The sequence below is a fragment of the Pyrodictium brockii genome, from assembly GCF_055379715.1.
The window spans coordinates 1,063,408-1,082,070 of the sequence record NZ_AP042401.1; the positions used below are offsets into that span (position 1 = coordinate 1,063,408).

Annotated in this window: 18 protein-coding genes; 5 read left to right on the forward strand and 13 right to left on the reverse strand. The window is 65.5% G+C overall.

The annotated features are described in order from the left end of the window. Positions 1–20 precede the first annotated feature (20 nt). A complete protein-coding gene (locus ACZ42Y_RS05815; protein ID WP_058370856.1) occupies positions 21–620 on the forward strand; it encodes a hypothetical protein in 600 nt (199 codons plus the stop codon). Here the strand turns inward: ACZ42Y_RS05815 and ACZ42Y_RS05820 are convergent. After that, positions 610–1,236 carry a class I SAM-dependent methyltransferase gene (locus ACZ42Y_RS05820; protein WP_464735263.1) on the reverse strand — a complete coding sequence of 209 codons (627 nt, stop codon included), beginning with the start codon at positions 1,234–1,236 and terminating at the stop codon, positions 610–612. The two genes, ACZ42Y_RS05815 and ACZ42Y_RS05820, sit on opposite strands and share 11 nt — an antisense overlap. A gap of 275 nt (positions 1,237–1,511) precedes the next feature. On the opposite strand from ACZ42Y_RS05820, the gene ACZ42Y_RS05825 reads away from it, so the two are divergent. Then, complete coding sequence (locus ACZ42Y_RS05825) at positions 1,512–1,724, forward strand: hypothetical protein (protein WP_168371292.1); 213 nt, start codon at positions 1,512–1,514, stop codon at positions 1,722–1,724. On the opposite strand, the gene proS is transcribed toward ACZ42Y_RS05825, so the two are convergent. Together proS and ACZ42Y_RS05835 are read right to left on the reverse strand one after the other, a co-directional pair. Next, entirely contained in the window at positions 1,654–3,105 is a 1,452-nt protein-coding gene (proS, locus tag ACZ42Y_RS05830; protein ID WP_058370854.1) for a proline--tRNA ligase, read from the reverse strand. The two genes, ACZ42Y_RS05825 and proS, sit on opposite strands and share 71 nt — an antisense overlap. A 144-nt stretch (positions 3,106–3,249) precedes the next feature. Further along, positions 3,250–3,570 carry an ATP synthase subunit C gene (locus tag ACZ42Y_RS05835; RefSeq protein ID WP_464735264.1) on the reverse strand — a complete coding sequence of 107 codons (321 nt, stop codon included), beginning with the start codon at positions 3,568–3,570 and terminating at the stop codon, positions 3,250–3,252. A gap of 127 nt (positions 3,571–3,697) precedes the next feature. Here ACZ42Y_RS05835 and ACZ42Y_RS05840 point away from each other — a divergent pair, with 127 nt between their 5' ends. Continuing rightward, on the forward strand, positions 3,698–4,537 hold the full coding sequence (locus tag ACZ42Y_RS05840; protein ID WP_464735265.1) for a D-aminoacyl-tRNA deacylase: 840 nt from the start codon (positions 3,698–3,700) through the stop codon (positions 4,535–4,537). 12 nt (positions 4,538–4,549) lie between these two features. On the opposite strand, the gene ACZ42Y_RS05845 is transcribed toward ACZ42Y_RS05840, so the two are convergent. The 5 genes from ACZ42Y_RS05845 to ACZ42Y_RS05865 form a co-directional block, all read right to left on the reverse strand. After that, a complete protein-coding gene (locus ACZ42Y_RS05845) occupies positions 4,550–5,209 on the reverse strand; it encodes a V-type ATP synthase subunit D (protein WP_070807908.1) in 660 nt (219 codons plus the stop codon). 33 nt (positions 5,210–5,242) lie between these two features. Then, the gene (locus tag ACZ42Y_RS05850; protein ID WP_201783113.1) at positions 5,243–6,667 is read right to left on the reverse strand and encodes a V-type ATP synthase subunit B; all 1,425 of its coding nucleotides are present in this window, start codon (positions 6,665–6,667) and stop codon (positions 5,243–5,245) included. 64 nt (positions 6,668–6,731) lie between these two features. Then, positions 6,732–8,540, reverse strand: a complete 1,809-nt coding sequence (locus tag ACZ42Y_RS05855) for an ATP synthase subunit A (RefSeq protein ID WP_464735266.1) — start codon at positions 8,538–8,540, stop codon at positions 6,732–6,734. A gap of 86 nt (positions 8,541–8,626) precedes the next feature. Continuing rightward, positions 8,627–9,253 (reverse strand): V-type ATP synthase subunit E, encoded by a 627-nt coding sequence (locus ACZ42Y_RS05860; protein WP_058370849.1) that lies wholly within the window; start codon positions 9,251–9,253, stop codon positions 8,627–8,629. Between the two features lie 7 nt (positions 9,254–9,260). After that, positions 9,261–9,569 (reverse strand): V-type ATP synthase subunit F, encoded by a 309-nt coding sequence (locus ACZ42Y_RS05865; RefSeq protein ID WP_058370848.1) that lies wholly within the window; start codon positions 9,567–9,569, stop codon positions 9,261–9,263. A gap of 105 nt (positions 9,570–9,674) precedes the next feature. Between ACZ42Y_RS05865 and ACZ42Y_RS05870 the strand changes: the two genes are divergently transcribed. Further along, positions 9,675–11,753: a V-type ATP synthase subunit I gene (locus ACZ42Y_RS05870; RefSeq protein ID WP_058370847.1), complete on the forward strand. Its 2,079-nt coding sequence runs from the start codon at positions 9,675–9,677 to the stop codon at positions 11,751–11,753. A gap of 186 nt (positions 11,754–11,939) precedes the next feature. Here ACZ42Y_RS05870 and ACZ42Y_RS05875 read toward each other — a convergent pair whose 3' ends face one another. From ACZ42Y_RS05875 to ACZ42Y_RS05895, 5 genes are all read right to left on the reverse strand, one after another. Next, positions 11,940–12,953, reverse strand: coding sequence for a V-type ATPase subunit (locus ACZ42Y_RS05875; protein ID WP_058370846.1), 1,014 nt, complete (start codon positions 12,951–12,953; stop codon positions 11,940–11,942). Next, positions 12,950–13,291 carry a hypothetical protein gene (locus tag ACZ42Y_RS05880; RefSeq protein ID WP_058370845.1) on the reverse strand — a complete coding sequence of 114 codons (342 nt, stop codon included), beginning with the start codon at positions 13,289–13,291 and terminating at the stop codon, positions 12,950–12,952. The genes ACZ42Y_RS05875 and ACZ42Y_RS05880 overlap by 4 nt, the downstream gene beginning before the upstream one ends. A gap of 68 nt (positions 13,292–13,359) precedes the next feature. Continuing rightward, positions 13,360–14,670 carry a cyclic 2,3-diphosphoglycerate synthase gene (locus ACZ42Y_RS05885; RefSeq protein ID WP_058371409.1) on the reverse strand — a complete coding sequence of 437 codons (1,311 nt, stop codon included), beginning with the start codon at positions 14,668–14,670 and terminating at the stop codon, positions 13,360–13,362. 90 nt (positions 14,671–14,760) lie between these two features. Further along, entirely contained in the window at positions 14,761–16,029 is a 1,269-nt protein-coding gene (locus ACZ42Y_RS05890; protein ID WP_058370844.1) for a hypothetical protein, read from the reverse strand. A 69-nt stretch (positions 16,030–16,098) separates the two neighbouring features. Continuing rightward, the gene (locus ACZ42Y_RS05895; protein WP_058370843.1) at positions 16,099–16,377 is read right to left on the reverse strand and encodes a hypothetical protein; all 279 of its coding nucleotides are present in this window, start codon (positions 16,375–16,377) and stop codon (positions 16,099–16,101) included. An 87-nt stretch (positions 16,378–16,464) separates the two neighbouring features. Here ACZ42Y_RS05895 and ACZ42Y_RS05900 point away from each other — a divergent pair, with 87 nt between their 5' ends. After that, positions 16,465–18,654: a CDC48 family AAA ATPase gene (locus ACZ42Y_RS05900; protein WP_058370842.1), complete on the forward strand. Its 2,190-nt coding sequence runs from the start codon at positions 16,465–16,467 to the stop codon at positions 18,652–18,654. Positions 18,655–18,663 lie beyond the last annotated feature (9 nt).

The following is an 18,663-nucleotide window of genomic DNA, read 5'->3' on the forward strand; positions in this document are numbered from 1 at the left end:
GGGCTCTGGCGTGGGGAGTCTTGGCCAGGGCGGCTGCGCGGCTCCTAGGCCCCCTCGGGCTCACGAGGGAGAGGCTCGACACGCTCTGGATAGCCTACGGCGAGCGGCCTCCGGGGCCCCCGCCCAGGCGGTGGAGGGGGCTCACGGGGTACGGGAGGCTCGACATAGCCGCCCGGGTGCTGCTCGCAGCCCTCTACCCCCGGGGCAGGCTGGAGGAGGATAGTGGGCTACTAGTCTACCTGGGCTCCGAGAGGCCGGCGGCGCTCTCTCTCCTCCCCAGCTGCCTCCCCGGGGAGATGGAGTACGAGCACGAGTCCGCCGAGCTGCTTCTCCGCGTCCTGCGGGGCGAGGCCTGCAGGCTGCTCGACCCCGCGCCTCCCCTGGTGGAGCTGCTCCGGGCGCTCCGCGCCAGGGGCTACCGGGTGGTGCTGCTCACCGAGCGGGGTGGGAGGCTCCGCCGCCACCGGCGGGGCACGGCCTACGTCCTCGGGCTCCGCGTGGACCCGCCACGGGGGCTCCCCGTGGATGAGGAGGCTAGTGTCGGGCCCTGCAGCTACCTGGCCAGCCACGTGACGGCCTATGTTAATGCCCTCCGCCTCCTCGGCGGGGCTAGGGCTTGACAGCCTTCACGCATACAAAGCCTCCCCGGGGGCTGGGCTCGGGCTCCTCCTCCACCGGCTTCCCCCAGGGCGGGAAGCGCAGGACGGAGCTGTAGGCATCAATCATCAGCCCCGCCTCCCTCATCATATCCTCCACCTCCGAGACGGTGTAGAACCTGGCAACCCTGTAGAAGGGGCTCTCGGTCCTCCGCTCCATGTAGTAGCGGCCCCAGGCGCTATCCCTTGGCACTATGCACGCCGCTACAGAGCCTCCCCTCCTAGCAACCCGCGCAGCCTCCTCCACGACCGCCGCGGGGTCGTCGACGAAGCAGAGGGTAACTATGAGGAGCACGTAGTCCATTGAGCCGCTCCGTAGGGGAAGAGCCTCTCCTACCCCCTGCACCGCCTCAACTCCACGGCGCCTGGCGACCCGGAGCATGGCGGTGCTCGGCTCGACGCCGTACTCGACGCCTAGCCTCGAGGCGAACCAGCCGGTCCCGACTCCCACCTCGACGCCCCTGCCCCGGAGGCCGAGGCCCTGGACAGCTCTGAGCTCATTCTCGGCTATCACTCGGTTCCTCTCGTACCATCTATCGTACCGGCTCCACAGCCTCTCGAACACCATGGCGGTGGACAACTGGCCGGGGACACCTCCCGACGAGGGTGTAATTACAGGCCTACAAGCCCCGGGTACCCCCTGGGAGGGCTGGTGACGAGGGTTAAAAGCGGCCATAGGCCCCTCCCGGGGCCGATGGGCTGAGCCAGGCCGCTGAAGCCCCTCACACCTACTCCCTGCCGGGCGCGTGCTACCAACAGCTCCGGGAGAGGCCATACTGGATACCTGTCAGGCTGTGGGGCTACCAGCTTCTAAAGGTAGCACCCGCTACCCCAGATAGGCGGGGGTCCGGGGCCGTGCCCGGGAAGGTGCTCGTGGCCGTGGCGCTCAGCGAGGAGGAGGCGGCGGCCCTTGAGAGGGCCGCCGAGAGGGAGGGCCATGGGGACCTAGGGAGGGTGCTTGAGAAGGCCCTCCGCCTCTACCTGGAGCATGAGGAGGCTAGTAGGTCTTCGCAAGCCTTATACTCGTCACAGCGGGCCGGCCGCATACGGGGCACCGTTTGCCCCTAACCCACTCCGGCCTCTCCAGCGGCGAGCCCAGCACCGCCGCGTCGACCTCCTCCTCGAGCCTCTTGCCGCACTCCTCGTTGCCGCACCAGGGCAGCTCGACTATCCCCCTCTCCTCCTCGATAGCCCTCCCCGCCTCCTCCACGCCCTCGACCCTCTTCACCTTGCTGCGCAGCCAGCTCCAAGCCCGCTCGCGGAGCCCCCTGGCAACGTCCTCGAGGATGCCGGGTAGCTTCTCCTCCAGCTCCTCCAGCTTCACGACTGTCTTCTCGAGGGTGTCGCGCCGCGCTACCACCAGGGTCCTGGTCTCAGCCTCCTTGGGCCCGGCCTCTATCCTCACCGGGACGCCGCGGGCCTCCCACTCGTAGAACTTCCTGCCCGGCCTCACCTCCTCCCTCCGGTCCACGTGGTAGCGGAGCCCCAGGCGGCGGAGCCTCTCCTCGACCTCCCCGATGTACTCCTCCAGCCTCCGGGCCTGCTCCTCCCCGCGGGCAGGTATCGGGACGACCACCACCTGGATGGGGGCCACCGCGGGGGGCAGCGCGGCGCCCCGATCGTCGCCGTGGAGGGCTATTAGGCTCGCTATCACCCTGTCGCTGAGCCCGTAGCTCGTCTGCCAGGCGTAGTCGAGGCTCTCGTCCGGCAGCTGTATGCGGACCTCGAAGGGTATGGTGAAGTTCTGGCCCAGGTGGTGCACGGTGCCTATCTGCAGCACCCTCCCGTCCGGCATTACTGTATCGAAGGCCACTGTGTAGACGGCGCCCGCGAACTTGTCCCACTCCGGCCTCCTGCTCACCGCGTAGGGTATCCCGAGCTCGTCGAATATCCGCTTGTAGAGCTCTATAGCCTCCGCCACCTGGCGGTCAGCGTCCTCGAAGCTGGCATGAACCGTGTGGGCCTCCTTGAAGGTGGTTACCTCCCTCAGCCTTATCAGTGGCCGCGTGGCCTTGGTCTCGTAGCGGAAAATGCTCACTATCTGGTAGAACCGGCGGGGAAGCTGCTTGTAGCTCTTAATCCAGAAGCTCTCCATGTAGCTTATACTCGTCTCGCTCGTGGGCCGCAGCGCGAGCCTCACGTCGAGGGGCTCCGAGCCGCCGTGGGCGACCCAGTAGACCTCACCCTCGAAGCCACGGATGTGCTCGCTCTCCCTCCGGAGCAGGGTCTCGGGTATCAGCAGGGGGAAGAGAACCTCCTCATGCCCGGCCCCGTCGAGCACCCTCCTGACGAGCTCGATAACCCTCCTCCTAATCTGGAAGCCGTAGGGCAGCCAGACACCCATACCTTTGACCGGGTAACGCCCGTAGTCGTAGATCCCGGCCTCCTCGAGCACCCAGTCGAACCACCGCGAGAACTCCCTACTCCACCGCTCCCTCTTCGCAGGCAAGGGGCGCGTGGCACCTCCGCTGCCCTGGAGAACACCCGGGGGCTGGATGCCTGGAGAACCTGGTTCGGTAAAAGAGGCCCCGGCCGTGGGGGTTCCGGTGACGCTGCTAAAAACCGTGGGCCGGTTTCCGGCGTAGCCGCGGGGCTACTTCACCGCGAATATTATCAGTATGGCTATCAGCAGCCCGTAGATGGCGAGACCCTCGCCCAGCACCAGGTATATCAGCAGCCTGCCGGCGACTTCCGGCCTCTCAGCTGTAGCGGCGCTGGCAGCGGCTCCAGTCTTGGCGAGTGCGTAGCCGGCGCCGAGGGCGCTGAGGCCTATAGCTACCGCGGCTGCCCAGGCCTTGGCCGAGGCCACGCTGCCCGCAGGGTCGGCGGAGGCCGCCTGCGCATGCAGCGCCGGTATCAGAGACAGTAGCGCCAGCAGGGCGAGAGCCCTCATGAGCCCGCTCCCAATCTCCATTGGTTTGCACCGGTTGAGCGTGTTGTATGTCAGAGATAAAAATACTATACGGGTATCATCCCGCGGCCGCAGGGCAGCCGCCGGAGAGAGGCGGTTGAGGACACCCAGCCCCCGGGAGGGAGCCGTAGTGGCGGGCAGGGCGCCAGTGATGCTGGTGTACTCGCTCCCCGACACAGCGGGCAGCGGCGCGGCCAGGGAGCTGCGGAGGCTCACTGACTGGAGGAGCTGCAGCCTGCCCAGGGCAGCTGAGTGCCTCCATAGCCCCGGGCTCAATGCCTACCTGGCGGGCTTCTCGGAGGACAGCATCCACCTCGACTTCCTTGACGAGGTGGCGCCCTCCGAGGTGGAGGCCTACATAGTGCTCAGCAGGCACAGCGGCGGAAAGCCCTCCCTCACAGCCCACTACCCCGGCAACCCCGGGCCGGAGGCCCCCTACGGTGGGAGGCCCAGGGAGCTGGCCCACACCTGGCCCCGGCTGCTGGCAGCGCTGATCAGGGAGTACCGGAGGGTTGCTGGGGAGGCCGGGCTCCTCCAGGAGTTTAGCCTAAGCCTCGAGGCGACCCACCACGGGCCGACGAGCCTGAAGAAGCCTATAGTGTTCATCGAGATCGGGAGCGGCGAGAGAGAGTGGGGCAGGAGCGACGCCCACCGGGCCCTGGCGGAGACGGTGCTCCGCGTCCTAGAAAGGGGCTGGCTCAGCGAGCCCTGCGCCTCGGTAGCAATGGGCGTGGGCGACACCCACTACCCGGCCAGCCACACCAGGGCGGTTCTCGAGGAGGGGGTGTGCTACAGCCACATATTCTCGAGGCACGTGCTGAACAGCCTCACAGAGGAGGTCCTGGCCCAGGCGGTGGATAAGAGCAGGGACCCGGTGGACTCGGTGAGGCTGGCCAAAGTATCCTCCCGCGTCAAGAGGCTTGTGGCGGGCTTCGCGGAGAGGAAGGGGCTCAGGGTGGAGAAGGCCTAGGGGGAGAGGGGCCTAGGCTAGGCCCTCGCCGCCGCGGCTCCGGGCCAGCCTCTTCTTCAGAGTCTTCAGCCTTATCACCTCCTCCCTCATCCGGTCGTCCAGCACCAGCTTTATGTACTTTATGTTCTGCTCGTAGCTGGGTATAATGCTGTAGTCGAGCGCGTTCAGCAGCCTCTGGGTCTCCCGCAGCTCCTCCAGCAGCCTCTGTATGGCAGCCTCCGTCTCCACAACCTTCAGCAGGCTCTGGAAGACCTCCAGCAGCCTCTCCCTAGCCCGGATCAGCGAGGGGGAGAGGCGGGCGGCGGAGACTGGCAGCGGGGGCACCGTATCACCCCTAAGCCTGTAGCTCGGCGTCTTGACGGCGAACAGCACCCTGGCAGCCACGTCCACCTCCATGCTGCTGGGCACGGATTCTAGCACAGGCTTAACCTCCTCGAGGCCGCCGCTGGTCATGAGTGCTAGGAAGAAGCTCCGGTAGGCGTCCGCCAGCGCCTCGGCGACCTTCTCGTACTCCCTCCGGTACTCCTGGCCCAGCTGCCTTATGTACAGGAGGATTACATCCCTCTTCTCCTCGACTACCCTCCTTATCCTCCTGAGGTTCTTCAGCTCCCTGCGCAGGTTGATCAGGTTTATCTTGGTTGGCAGCACCCTAGAGGCGCCGCCGAAGGTCATGGACAAGGCCTGCTACACCCCGGGGTGCTGGGCTCAGCCCTCCTCCTTGGCCTGCTCGCCCGCCTTCTTCCTGTACTTGGGGTGGTACTTGCGTATGAACTCGTCCTTGATCCTGTAGAGCTCGCTCTCCGGGAGTATCGAGAGCACCTCCCATGCTATGTCGAGCGTCTCCTCTATGCTCCGGTTCTCGTAGAAGCCCTGCTTGAGGAACCTCTGCTCGAACGCCTCCGCGAACCTCAGGTACTTGCGGTCCACCTCGCTGAGGCTCTCCTCGCCCACTATCGCTGCGAGGCTCCTCAGCTCCACGGCGCGGCTGTAGGCTGCGTATAGCTGGTCGGAGACATTAGCGTGGTCCTCCCTAGTCTTACCGGGACCTATGCCCTCCTTCATCAGCCTGGAGAGGCTCATCAGCACGTTTATCGGCGGGTAAATGCCGCGGTTGTAGAGCTCGCGACTCAGCACTATCTGGCCCTCAGTTATGTAGCCGGTCAGGTCGGGTATCGGGTGTGTTATATCGTCGTTAGGCATCGTGAGTATGGGCATCTGCGTTATGCTGCCCTTCCTCCCGTGGGCGCGGCCAGCCCTCTCGTAGATGCTCGCCAGGTCGCTGTACATGTAGCCGGGGTAGCCCTGGCGGCCCGGCACCTCCTCGCGGGCGGCGCTGATCTCGCGGAGCGCCTCAGCGTAGTTCGTCATATCGGTGAGTATCACCAGCACGTGCATGCCCAGGTCGAAGGCCAGGTGCTCGGCGAGGGTGAGCGCTATGCGCGGGGTTATCAGCCTGACCGAGGCGGGCTCATCGGCTAGGTTTATGAAGAGCGCCGCCCTCTTTATAGCGCCGGTCTCCTCGAAGAACTTCTTGAAGAAGAGGGCGTCATCGTGCATCACGCCTATGGCTGCGAAGACTACTGCAAACTCCTCGCCCGTGCGGACCGTGGCCTGCCTAGCTATCTGCACGGCTAGCTTGTTGTGGGGGAGGCCGGCGCCGCTGAAGAGGGGCAGCTTCTGCCCGCGGACCATCGTGTTCATACCGTCTATGGCGGAGATGCCGGTCTGGATGAAGTCCTCCGGGTAGGCGCGGGCCGCCGGGTTGAGCGGGTCGCCGTTGATGTCGCGCCACACGCCGCTGGTTATCGGCGGGCCGCCGTCGATCGGGTCGCCTAGCCCGTTGAATACCCTGCCCAGCATCTCGTCCGAGACCTTGACCTCGAGGGTCCTGGCGAGGAACCTTACCTTGGTCCCGGTCAAGCTGATGCCGGTAGTGCCTTCAAACACCTGGACTACGGCGTAGCCCCTCCCAGTCTCGAGTACGCGGCCGCGCCTCCTCTCCCCGCTGGGCAGCTCCACCTCCACTATCTCGTCGTAGGCCGCGTCGCTTATACCCTCGACTATGAGTAGGGGGCCACGTATCTCACGTATACTCTCATACTCGCGTATAACTCTCGACTCGGGGGCCACCGCCAAGGCTCTTGCCACCACGCAGCCTATGGCTCGGTCACGGGTACGTGTGGGGGCCGAAAACCTAGGCTGTGGGGGCCGCGGCCAGGGAGCCGCGCTGCTCCATAAGCTCCTCCAGGCCCTTGAGCAGCTCCTGCTTTATCCTGTCAAGCTCCTCCAGCCTGTCGTTGGGCACGTTGAACCTAGCCATTATGAACTCGCGTATCTTGTCTGCGAGCTTCTCGCGTATCTCCTTCACGGTCATGCCGTGGTCGAGGGCGTCGAGGGCGGCCTTGTAGAAGTCTATTATAGTCTCCAGCTGCTTCCACTGCTTCTGCGGTGTTGCGAACGCGTCTATCTTGTCGAACGCGTTCTGCTGGAGGAAGCCCTCCCTTATGATCCTAGCTACCTCGAGCACCAGCTTGTCCTTCTCGCTGAGGCCCTCAGTGCCGACGAGCCTCACTATCTCCCTCAGCTCGTCCTCGCGGAGCAGCAGCTCGTAGGCGGTGTTGCGGTACTCCAGCCACTTGGGGCTAATGTTCTCGTGCCACCACTTGGCCACGGTCTCGACGTAGGCGGAGTAGCTGAGTAGCCAGTTTATAGCCGGGTAGTGCCTGCTGTAGGCCAGCTTGGCGTCTAGCGCCCAGAAGACACGGATGAACCTCTTAGTGTTAGCGGTAACGGGCTCGGTGAAGTCGCCGCCGGGCGGCGAGACGGCCCCGACCACCGTCACGCTGCCCACGCGCTCCGGCTTGCCGGGGACGCGGACGCGGCCAGCACGGCTGTAGAACTCTGCCAGCCTGGAGGCCAGGTAGCTCGGGTAGCCCTCCTCGGCGGGCATCTCCTCGAGGCGGCCTGCTATCTCGCGGAGTGCCTCCGCCCAACGGCTGGTGGAGTCAGCTACTAGGAGCACGTCGTAGCCCATGTCTCTATAGTACTCAGCCATGGTTATGCCGGTATAGATGCTGGCCTCCCTAGCCGCGACAGGCATGTTGCTAGTGTTGGCTATCAGTATAGTGCGCTCCATCATGGGCTTGCCCGTCCAGGGGTCCTGCAGCTCTGGGAAGGTCTCCAGCACCTCGGTCATCTCGTTGCCGCGCTCGCCGCAGCCTATGTAGATGACTATCTTCGCGGAGCTCCACTTCGCCAGGCTCTGGAGGGTCACGGTCTTCCCGCTGCCGAAGGGCCCAGGTATGGCGCCGGTACCGCCTTTAGCCATGGGGAACATGGTGTCTATAACGCGGAGGCCCGTGATCAGCGGCTCCACGGGATCCATTTTCTCCACTACAGGCCTGGGCCTGCGGACGGGCCAGCGGTGGTATAGCTTGATTTCAAACTTCCTGCCGTCGCCCGCCTCCACCTCGGCTATAGTGTCCTCTACCGTGTACTCGCCCTCCGAGGCTATCCAGCGGAGCATGCCATGCACTCCCGGCGGCACGAGGACGCGGTGTGTGACGAGAGAAGTCTCGGGGACCTCGCCCAGCACGTCCCCGCCGGACACCTTGTCGCCCGGCCTGAGCCCGGAAGGCTTGAAGCTCCATTTCCTGCCACGGTCGAGGGCGGGGACCTTGACGCCTCTACGTATGAATATGCTCTTCGTCTGATCCCTTATAGCGTCGAGGGGCCTCTGGATGCCGTCATATATCCTGCCTATAAGCCCGGGGCCGAGTTCCACGCTTAGAGGGGCCCCGGTGCCGTAGACGGGCTCGCCCGGCTTGATGCCGGTGGTGGTCTCGTAGACCTGGATGTAGGCCTTGTCACCCACTATCCTGTTGACCTCGCCTACGAGCCTCTCCTCGCCTACCTCGACCATCTCGTACATCTGCACGCCCTGCATGCCCTCGGCTACCACGAGGGGGCCGGCCACGCGGATAATCCTACCCTTCACGGGCATACTGCTCATCCTCCCTTCTAGACTAGTGTGGCTAGGCTCCTCCCCTGCACCCACGACTCCCGGGGTGGGAGAGACTGCGTTAAGCTCTACTCTTCAAAAAGAATGCTGGCAATCCTGGACCTAGCCTCCTCTACTGCCGTTGAGAGCACCACGTCCAGCCGGTAATCCAGCGAGGGGCCGCCCCGGGCGCGTATTATGAAGCCGCCTATACCCTCCACGGTCTCGTCCGCCAGGGACGCCTTGACCCCGCCGGGGAGCCGCGCCCTCTTCACCGCCCTCTTCACCGCCTCCCTGTCAGGCCCCGCCGGCACCACCACCAGCTCCCTATACTCGGCGGCGAGTCTCCTGGCAGCCTCCTCGAGCAGCCTGGCTAGGAAGCCGGTATACTCCTCCTCGCCCACAGTGCTGCGCAGCTTCTCGAGGGCCTGCCTCAGCGCCTCCTCTACAGCCTCGGCGCGCAGCTTCGCTATCTTCTTCCGGAGCTCCACCTCGTGGCGCGCGGCGAATGACTCCAGTCTCTCGCTCGCGCTCCTCGCGCTCCTCCTCAGCTCCTCCTCCAGCCGGCTAAGGCTCTCCTCGAAGGCCTTGTCGAGTATCTTCCTAGCTGCCTCCAGCGCCTCGTTCATCCTGGCCTCGGCGTTCCTCCTAGCCCTCTCAATAACCTCGTCGACGAGCTTCTCCGGGCTGCCTATCAGCCGGATGCGCGCAGCCATCGCAGGCTCACCCCATGCCTAGTGCCCTGAGAAGCTCCCTCTGAACATCCATGGGCCTGCCCGGCTCGCGGACCGTGGGGAGCCGGGCTATCACCGCGTCGCTGCGGGCGCGGCGGAACCTATCCACAGCCTCCCTCGCCTCGTCAAAGTACTCGGCCGAGAGCAGGACGAGGCCCACGTCCTCGCGGGGTATGAGGCTCTCGACAACCCTGGCGGCTTCGCGGGGCGAGTTCACGCTATAGCCCTCCACCCCTAGGAGGCGGAAGGCGTAGACCGTGTAGGTGTCGGCTACAACCACCACACGCCTTGCCGCCAAGACTCGGCCTCCTGGGCCCAGGGGCAGAACTATGATATTTAAATATTGCAGTAACGCTGAGGGCCGGCGGGAGGAAGGGTAGCGCGCCGGCCGCGGTGAGGCTGCATGGCCGCGTCCACGCTCATAGCCCAGCCCACCAGCCCGGTGTCGGTGATAGTGGCTAGGGAGGCGCTAGCCGACACCCTCAAGCTGCTGGCCGAGTGCGGCTGCCTCCACCCGGAGCCCCTCGAGGCGGAGGGGGCGCTCTCGCAGACCCTACGCCACCTGCGCAGCGAGCTGGAGTCGCTGGCGCAGCGGCTCCTCGAGCTCCTGCGCGCCGCTGAGGAGGCTGGGGCGGGCGCCGCCGAGGGGGAGCAGGTTCTCAAGATCAGCCGTGAGGCCGACATCGGGCTCTCTAGGCTCCTAGGCGAGATAGACAGAGCTGTGAGGGACGTGGAGTCGCTTGTGGAGAGGCTCTCCCAGCTCCGGAACCCCGAGTCCGAGCTGGCCGAGATGCTGGCCGCGCTGGAGGCCTACAGCTTCATAAACATCGATATCGAGGCGTTGAAGAGGAACAGCTACATACGGGCCAAGGTCTACCGCGTCCCCCGGGGCTCAGTGGCGGGCTTCATAGCCGACCTTGAGGCAATCGGAGCCATAGCAGGCCTCCATGCCACCGGGATAGAGGAGGGAATGGAGACGGTTGTGGTCGCCTACCCCACATGGCTTGAGGCGGAGGTCGGCAAGGCCGCTCTCCGGAGCAGGGCAGTGCCCCTAGAGGTGCCCGAGGGCCTGCCGAGAATCCCCGCCGAGGCCATAAGCAGGGTGCGCAGGGAGCTGGAGGAACTGCCCCTGGCTCTCCGGCGCCACGCCCCCAGGATCCGGGAGGCGCTCGTAAAGGTTGAGGCTGCCAAGAGGCTGCTCAGCCTCCTCGAGGCCACCCGTATAACCAGGCTGCTCGCCGTGATCAACGGGTACATCGCCCCCGGGAGGGAGGGAGACCTCGAGGAGGCCCTCGCCAGCCTGGGCGGGGGCTACACGGCCCTGGTGTACGAGGAGACCGGGGGAAGCAGGGGCCACGGAGGAGAGGCCGGGGAGAAGCTGCCCCCGAGCTACTTCAGGGTTAGCGAGAAGCTGGCACCCTTCGCCAGCCTACTCGAGATGGCCGGGTACCCGAGGCCCCGCGAGTTCGTGCCGGCGGTGCTGATGGCCTTCACGCTGCCCCTAGTCTATGGCCTCATGTTCCCCGACATGGGTCACGGCCTCGTCCTGCTGCTGGCCGGCTACTACCTCTTCTACAGGAAGATGGGTGATAGGAACAATGGCCGACTACTCATGCTGTTCGGCGCGGTAGCCATGGCCACCGGCTTCCTCGCCGGCGAGTTCTTCGGCCCCCTGCCGGCAGTAGCCGGCTGGCTGAACGCCATATGGCATGGCCACCCGCCGCTGGCCAGCCCGCTACACCCCTTCGCCGAGGAGCTGGCGGCGGGGACGGCGGGCGAGAACCTGGCCGGAGAGGCCACGCTGCTCATATACAATGCAATCTACCTCTCGGTGGCGCTTGGAGCCCTGCTGATGGCGCTATCCTCCTGGGTCTCTGTGGCCAACGGCGTGTTGATAGGCGACAAGGAGATAACCGCAGTGGGCCTCGGCAAGGCCCTAGTGTTCACCGGTATAGCGGTAGTCTTCCTTGTAGGCGGTGCCGTGGGTCATGGGGCTACCCCGCTGGAGAGGGCTGGATCGGTGCTCTACGATGCAGGCCTGGCCCTCGTGCCTAAGACGAGCCTGGGCATGGCGGCGAGGCTGATGGTTACCATAGGCCTCCTGCTGGCGCTGGCGGCGCCGGCGCTCTTCGGCCACGGCTCCGCGGGGGAGAGGGTTATGAACGGTATAGTGGAGGCCTTCGACATACTGCTCATGGCTATAGGCAACACGGCATCCTTCATGCGAATAATGGGCCTAATGCTGGCCCACAGCGGCCTCATGTTCGGCTTTGCTATACTAGCGGTGGTCGGCGGCCCGGTACTAGGCGGTATAGCCTACATCTTCGGCAACATACTAGTGATAGGCCTAGAGGCGCTGGTTGCCTACGCGCACTCGCTGAGGCTCCACTTCTACGAGATGTTCAGCAAGTTCTACCTCGACGGCGGCAGGCCCTACACGCCAGTGAAGCTGCCGGAGAACGTGAGGCTGGTGGTTGAGTAGAGAGGCCGCGGGAGGGCCAAAGGAGGCATCTCCCGGCCCTGGGCCCAGCCCCTTTTTATCTACAGGGTGGCAGGAGGAGGCCGCCCTTTTCTCCCAGGAGGTGGGGGAGGCGCCCGGGCCCCTGCCGATAGGGGGCTGGGGGCAGTCTCTAAAGGCGCGCGGATCCCCGGCAGGGGAAGGGAAGTCCTAGAAGGAAAGGAGGCCCGTCACTATGCTCTTGGGCTGCCTGCTGTAGCCCGCCAGGGCTATGGCTATGGCGTCCTCGGCGTCGAGGAGGAAGAGCTCGGCGAACCCCGCGACCACGTCGAGGGAGAGGGGCTCCCTGATGAAGATGGTCTTGGCGCTCGCCCTGTTCTCCCTGCGCCTGCTGGCTATGAAGGCCTCCAGGGCTGATAGGCCCTCGCTGGGCCCGGTGCCCGCAGCCTCTAGGAGTATGTTCTCCACGGATTCCGCGTCGCTGGCCTCTATCGCGTCTATGAGCTTCCTCCTGGGGAGCTTGTAGGTGTCGAGCACGCTTGTGTAGAGCGAGACAGTGCTCTTGTCGATGCTCGCCGCCACGAGCGTGGCGGCGGCGCGGGCGGCGTAGATGTCCTGCCGGGCGCCTACTATCTCCCTCCCAGCCTCCGTCCTAACGGCCCTCCTCGCCCTGTTGAATGCCTGGAGCAGCTCTAGCTCCACCGCCACGCTGAGAAGCTTGGCGTCCCTCGCGCGCTGGAGAAGCTTGGCGGCCTCGCTCATCCCCGCCGCCGCTAGCACCGCCGCGGGGTCCGCGCCCTCCTCCGCCTGCCGGCGCGCGGCCGCCGTCTCCGGCGCCTCGGGGTGGATGAGCTCGCCCGGGGAGGGAGGGGCCTCGCCCTGCAGCCTCCTCCTGGCTATAAGCTCCACGTCGCGGGCCACTACCACGAGGCGGTAGGCGTGGTAGACCGCCTCCGAGTAGCCGGGGGTTCTGCCCCTCAGCGTCTCGAGTGCATCCATGTAGTAGCGGAGGGCGGCCCTCTCTACCGCACCGGGCTCCAGCCTCTCCCCTGCCGGGGGGAGGTAGCGGGCCAGCTTCGTGGCCCGGAAGAGCTCGAGGGTGGCCTCGTCCCCAGTGTACTGGGCCAGGAGCGCCCGGAGGTCGTCCTCGTAGCTGAGGGTCTTCCCGACCATAGCCTTGGAGTAGAGATACTCAGCGCCAAGACCTTCGTAGCTGAGCCTCAACCACGCACCACCCTTGCAAGCAGGTTTAGTGCCTCCTCGACAGCCCTCTCCCGGTTCCTCTCGATCCTATCCCGGAGGCTGCTAAGCTCCCGCTCCTCCCTCTCACGGTACTCCTTCTCCAGCCTCTCCAGCTCCTTCTCGAGCTCCTTCTCCAGTCTCCTCCGGTACTCCTCAATAATCTTGTCCGTCTCCTCGGCCAGGCTACGCGCCATCTCATCCGCCTTGGCCAGGAGCCTGGCGGCGTCGCCGCCCAGCTCCTCCTCTATCTTCTTAAGCTTCTCCTCGGCCTCGGCCACGGCCTGGAGAAACTTGTTGATAACGCTGGCAGCCTCGGCCAATGCCGACCCCAGGGTTGAGGTGTAGCCGGCTCCGGCGCTATTTAAAGGATGTCCATTAGGGCCTCGGGCTAGGCCTCCGGGACCGGGTGGCGCTCGAGCAGCCGGTCTATCATGTCCCTGGGGGTCGGGCCCTCCAGCACCTTTATCTCGTAGCTCACCCTGGCCACCGGCTTGTTGAGGCTCAACATACTCTCTATCCTAGCCGGGCTCGCGACCACTATGGCGTCGGCTGGGACGCTGTTGAGCGTCTCCTCCAGGCTCCGGAGCTGCTCCCTGGTGTACCCTGTCGAGGGAACCACCGGGCCAATGTGGGGGTACCGCCTATACATCTCCTTTATCACGCCGGTTGCGTAGGGCCTGGGGTCGATGATCTTGGCGCCGAGCTTCCTGGCGGCGACGTAGCCGGCCCCGTAGGGGGCTCCGCCGTGGGTTACGGTGGGCGAGTCCTCGACCACCACGACCCGCCTGCCCTCGACGAGGTCTGGCTTGTCGACGTTAACCACCAGATCGGCTACGGCTATCTCGAGCCTCGGGTTTATGCGGGTCAGGTTCTCCCTCACCTTCTTCACGTTGTCCTCCCCGGCCTCGCTTGCCTTGGTTATCACGGCTATCTCTGCCATCCTCACGTTGACCTCTCCGGGGAATGTGGAGTACTCCATCCCCGGCCGGAGGGCGTCGGCCACCACGACCCAGAGGTCGGGCCGTATGAAGGGCCAGTCGTTGTTGCCCCCGTCCCATACTATCACGTCGCCGAGCCGCTCCGCCTCCCTTAGCACGGGGCCATAGTCTATGCCGGCTAGCACCGGTGTCTCGAGGTCGAGGTATGGCTCGAACTCCTCCCTCTCCTCGACCGTCAGGGGGTACTTGGAGAGGTCCTCGGGCTCCACTATCACTATGAGCTTCCGGGCCTCGAGGTCCCCGTACGCCATCGGGTGCCTCACTACCACGGGTGCCAGCTGCCTGGACTTTATCTCCCGGACCAGGGCTCTGGAGAGCGTGCTCTTACCAGCACCGGTCTTCACGGCGGTGACGGCTATCACCGGCTTGTAGCTGGCGAGCATGGTATCGCGGGGCCCTACTATGCGGAAGCTCGCCCCCGTCGAGAGGGCCAGGCTCAGCAGGTGGCCCAGCTCCTCGTAGGTGAGGTCGCTATAGGCTAGGACCACCTCGTCGACCGCCTGCTCCCTCACTATCTCCGGGAGGAGCTTCTCAGGGTAGATGGGGATCCCGTGGGGGTAGCGGTGGCCGGCGAGACTGGGAGGGTAGCGGCGCCACTCGATCCCAGGTATCTGGGCGGCGGTGAAGGCGACGACCTCGTAGCCGGGGTTGTCGCGGAACACTGTGTTGAATACGTGGAAGTCGCGGCCGCCAGCGCCCATTATGACTACTCTGCGCTTAGCCAAGGTTACGCTGCACCGGGCTACCCATGAGGCGGCCTGGGGGTTAAACGCTGGGAGCCGCCCCGGGGCTTAGAGCCTGTCCACCCTCACCCCGAGCATCTCTGCCGCGGCCGTCAGGGCGTCGACCCAGTCCCCGGGCACCATCACATAGTGGTTGCCTATGCTCTCGCGGAGGAGCCTTTCCGCGTCGCCCTCTAGCCTCACCCAGACCTGGGTCCGGCAGTGGAGCTTGCTCCGCGGCTCCCCCTCCATCACGGTGCCGCGGGCCACCCGGAGGAGCTCAAGCCCCGGGTCTAGCCTGGCGAGGGTCACCGTGCTCCCCCGGGGCATGGTCACCGCGACGCCCACCCCCATGCCGGTCTCGAAGTGGGTCCTCAGCATGTAGGCTGGGCCGAGGCTCCTAGCGGCGGTGCAGTGGGCTAGAAGCACCCGGCCCCCATCTATGGCGGCGGGGTTGGCCATGAACCCGGGCCTGCCCGAGGCCCAGCTGGCAAGCATCATGGCCACCGTCGTGGGCACGTCGCCCTCGCAGCCCGCCACCACCCCGCTGTCGTTGAACAGGGAGAGGGCGAGACATGCCGTCGTCTTCAGCCGGGGTATGATCTCGAAGCACTCTATCGTGAAGGCGTCGAGCCTCCTCCTCTCGACAATCCTGCGGAGCGCCTCGTAGACCCGGAGGGCCCTGGCCACCTCCTCCCTCGGCACCTCGACGGCCGCGGCGCCCCCCAGGATCCTCTCGAGCAGCTCCCCGCCGGGCTCCGCCTCCTCGAACTCCCTGTAGAGCTCCTCCAGCGGGACCTCCACCAGCTCCACGCCGAGCCTCTCCCGGAGCCTCCCTGGCTCAACCCTGCTGTAGACAAGCCAGGGGCTGGGCTCCCCCACGAGGCCTAGCCTGCTCCCCCGGAGCCTGGAGGCTGCCCGGAGCCCGGCTAGGCCCTGCTCCAGCCTCCTCCTCGCGCGCTGGTCGCGGGGGTCGAGGCTCGGGAGGAACACCGCCGAGGCCCCGAGGCGGCGGGCCAGCGGGTAGACCTCGAGGAGCGCTGGCAGGCTGTTCGCATAGGGATGAGCTACCAGGAGCGCGGGGCCCCTGAGCGCCCGGAGCCCCTCGAGGACTATGTGCTCGGTGCCCCCCGTCGAGACCACTATGGCCGCGGAGCCGCAGCCCCGCAGCTTCTCCGCCGCCTCCTCCGGGGAGGCGGCCACGCCGAGGTCGCGCAGCCCCGAGGCACCCATGGAGGATGTGCTGGCCCGGAGCCCCTCGAGGAACTCCCTGCTATGGATGGGTGAGGCCGCGTAGAGCAGGCAAGGCTCTCCGCCCCGGCCGCGGGGAGCTGTCAAGGCTCAGGGCTCCTCCGGGCTGGCACCCCGCCCCCGGGGGCTGATAGGGCCGGCGGCGGCTCCTATCAGCTATGTGGCGGTGGGAGGGGCTAGGCCGGCGCGCTGGGCAGCTGCCTCCAGGAGGAGCAGGAGGCTGGCCACACCCCTGCAGCTTGAGGCCAGCCTGGGCAGGGGCTCCGGGGGCTCCACCCCCGCCTCCTCTAGGAGCAGCGCCGCCTCCTCCAGCGGCGGCTCAGCCCCCTCCGCCAGGTCGCAGAGCCCCGACAGCCTGGCCAGCCTGCAGAGGAGCCTGGCGGTTACCCGGAGCGCCTCACCCAGGCCCAGGCACGCCTCGTACTGGTCCTCCAAGCCCCCGGGCGCCCTAGGGGGCCGTGGCCAGAGCCACCACTATATAACCCTAGGTTCATCCTTCCCATACCACGGGTGCGTAGAGTAATGGCGTCCGAGATACAGCTCCGCGTCGCCGAGGCCAGGAGCAGGGACGTGGGGAGGAAGATAGCGAGGATAAGCAGGGAGGCCATGGCTAAGCTCGGCGTAGAGGTAGGCGACTTCATCGAGATCGAGGGCCCCAAGGGCGTCGCGGTGGCGCAGGTCTGGCCCCTCCACCCGGGCGAGGGCGACTCAAACATGATAAGGATAGACGGCTTCATCAGAGAGGCAATCGGCGCCAGCATAGGCGATACGGTCACGGTTAGGAAGGCAGCCAACGTGCAGCCCGCAACCAGGGTAGTGCTCGCCCCCACCGAGCCGATAAGGTTCAGCAGAGACTTCGTCGAGTACGTAAAGGAGTACCTGATAAGGAAGCCGGTGGCCCGCGGGGAGACCATCATCGTCCCGGTGCTGGGCAGCGGCCTCAGGCTAGTGGTGGTTGCAACCCAGCCAGCCCAGTTCGTCTACATAACGGAGCAGACTGACTTGGAGATAAGAGAGGAGCCGGTGAAGGAGGAGAGGCTCCGCCGCGGCATACCCAGGGTGACCTGGGAGGACATAGGAGACCTCGAGGAAGCCAAGGAGAAGATAAGGGAGATAGTAGAGCTGCCGATGAAGCACCCGGAGCTGTTCAAGCACCTGGGCATAGAGCCGCCCAAGGGCATCCTCCTCTACGGCCCGCCCGGCACCGGTAAGACGCTGCTAGCTAAGGCCCTGGCCAACGAGATAGGCGCCTACTTCATAGCCATCAACGGGCCGGAGATAATGAGCAAGTACTATGGCGAGAGCGAGCAGAGGCTCCGCGAGATCTTCGAGGAGGCCGAGAAGAACGCGCCGAGCATCATATTCATAGACGAGATAGACGCGATAGCGCCGCGCCGCGAGGAGGTAACAGGCGAGGTGGAGAAGAGGGTAGTGGCGCAGCTACTAACCCTGATGGACGGGCTCAAGAGCCGCGGCAGAGTGATAGTGATAGGCGCAACCAACAGGCCCGAGGCGCTCGACCCAGCCCTCCGCCGCCCAGGCCGCTTCGACCGCGAGATAGAGATAAGGCCGCCCGACAAGAGGGCCAGGAAGGAGATACTCCAGGTACACGTCCGCAACATGCCGCTGGCCGAGGACGTGGACCTCGACAAGATCGCGGAGATGACCCATGGCTACACCGGCGCGGACCTAGCGGCGCTGGCCAAGGAGGCCGCTATGAGCGCCCTGAGGAGGTTCATTAAGAGCGGTAAGATAGACCTCAACAAGCCGATACCAGCCGAGGTCCTCAAGGAGCTCAAGGTGACTATGGCGGACTTCCTCGAGGCTATGAGGTATATACAGCCCAGCCTCATAAGGGAGATCTACATCGAGGTTCCGGAGGTCCACTGGGGGGATATCGGTGGGCTTGAGGATGTTAAGCAGCAGCTCCGCGAGGCTGTGGAGTGGCCGCTCAAGTACCCCGACGTCTTCCGGCGCATGGGGATAACGCCGCCTAAGGGTGTGCTGCTCTTCGGCCCGCCCGGCACCGGTAAGACGCTACTCGCTAAGGCGGCCGCGACGGAGAGCGGTGCGAACTTCATCGCCGTGAGGGGCCCAGAGGTGCTCAGCAAATGGGTGGGCGAGAGCGAGAAAGCGATACGTCAGATCTTCCGCCGCGCTCGCCAGGTAGCCCCGACAATAGTCTTCTTCGACGAGATAGACGCGATAGCGCCGGCCCGCGGCATGAGGCATGACACCAGCGGGGTCACCGACAGGATTGTGAACCAGCTGCTGACAGAGATGGATGGCATAGTGCCGCTCAGCAACGTGGTTGTGATAGCCGCCACGAACAGGCCGGATATACTCGACCCGGCCCTCCTGCGGCCCGGCAGGTTCGACAGGCTGATCTACGTGCCGCCGCCGGACCGGAAGGCCAGGCTCGAGATACTCAGGATACACACCAGGAAGATGCCACTAGCAGAAGACGTAGACCTAGAGAAGATAGCGGAGAAGACCGAGGGCTACACCGGCGCAGACCTCGAGGCAGTCTGCCGCGAGGCGGCAATGATAGCGGTGAGGGAGGCCTTCCGGAAGGGCGCTAAGCCATTATCCACGGTGGTGAGGATGGAGCACTTCGAGAAGGCGCTGAAGGCTGTGCAGCCCAGCCTAACGCCGGAGGATATAAGGCGCTACGAGAGGCTCGCCAGGGAGCTCAAGCGCATGGTGCTCTAACCCCCTTCC

Excerpts from the sequence above, each read along its gene's own strand:
- ACZ42Y_RS05835 (WP_464735264.1), bottom strand. The coding sequence starts at position 3,570 with ATGGAGATTGGGAGCGGGCTCATGAGGGCTCTCGCCCTGCTGGCGCTA.
- ACZ42Y_RS05845 (WP_070807908.1), bottom strand. The coding sequence starts at position 5,209 with ATGACCTTCGGCGGCGCCTCTAGGGTGCTGCCAACCAAGATAAACCTG.
- ACZ42Y_RS05855 (WP_464735266.1), bottom strand. The coding sequence starts at position 8,540 with ATGCCCGTGAAGGGTAGGATTATCCGCGTGGCCGGCCCCCTCGTGGTA.
- ACZ42Y_RS05860 (WP_058370849.1), bottom strand. The coding sequence starts at position 9,253 with ATGGCTGCGCGCATCCGGCTGATAGGCAGCCCGGAGAAGCTCGTCGAC.
- ACZ42Y_RS05870 (WP_058370847.1), top strand. The coding sequence starts at position 9,675 with ATGGCCGCGTCCACGCTCATAGCCCAGCCCACCAGCCCGGTGTCGGTG.
- ACZ42Y_RS05885 (WP_058371409.1), bottom strand. The coding sequence starts at position 14,670 with ATGGGCGCTGGCGGCCGCGACTTCCACGTATTCAACACAGTGTTCCGC.
- ACZ42Y_RS05900 (WP_058370842.1), top strand. The coding sequence starts at position 16,465 with ATGGCGTCCGAGATACAGCTCCGCGTCGCCGAGGCCAGGAGCAGGGAC.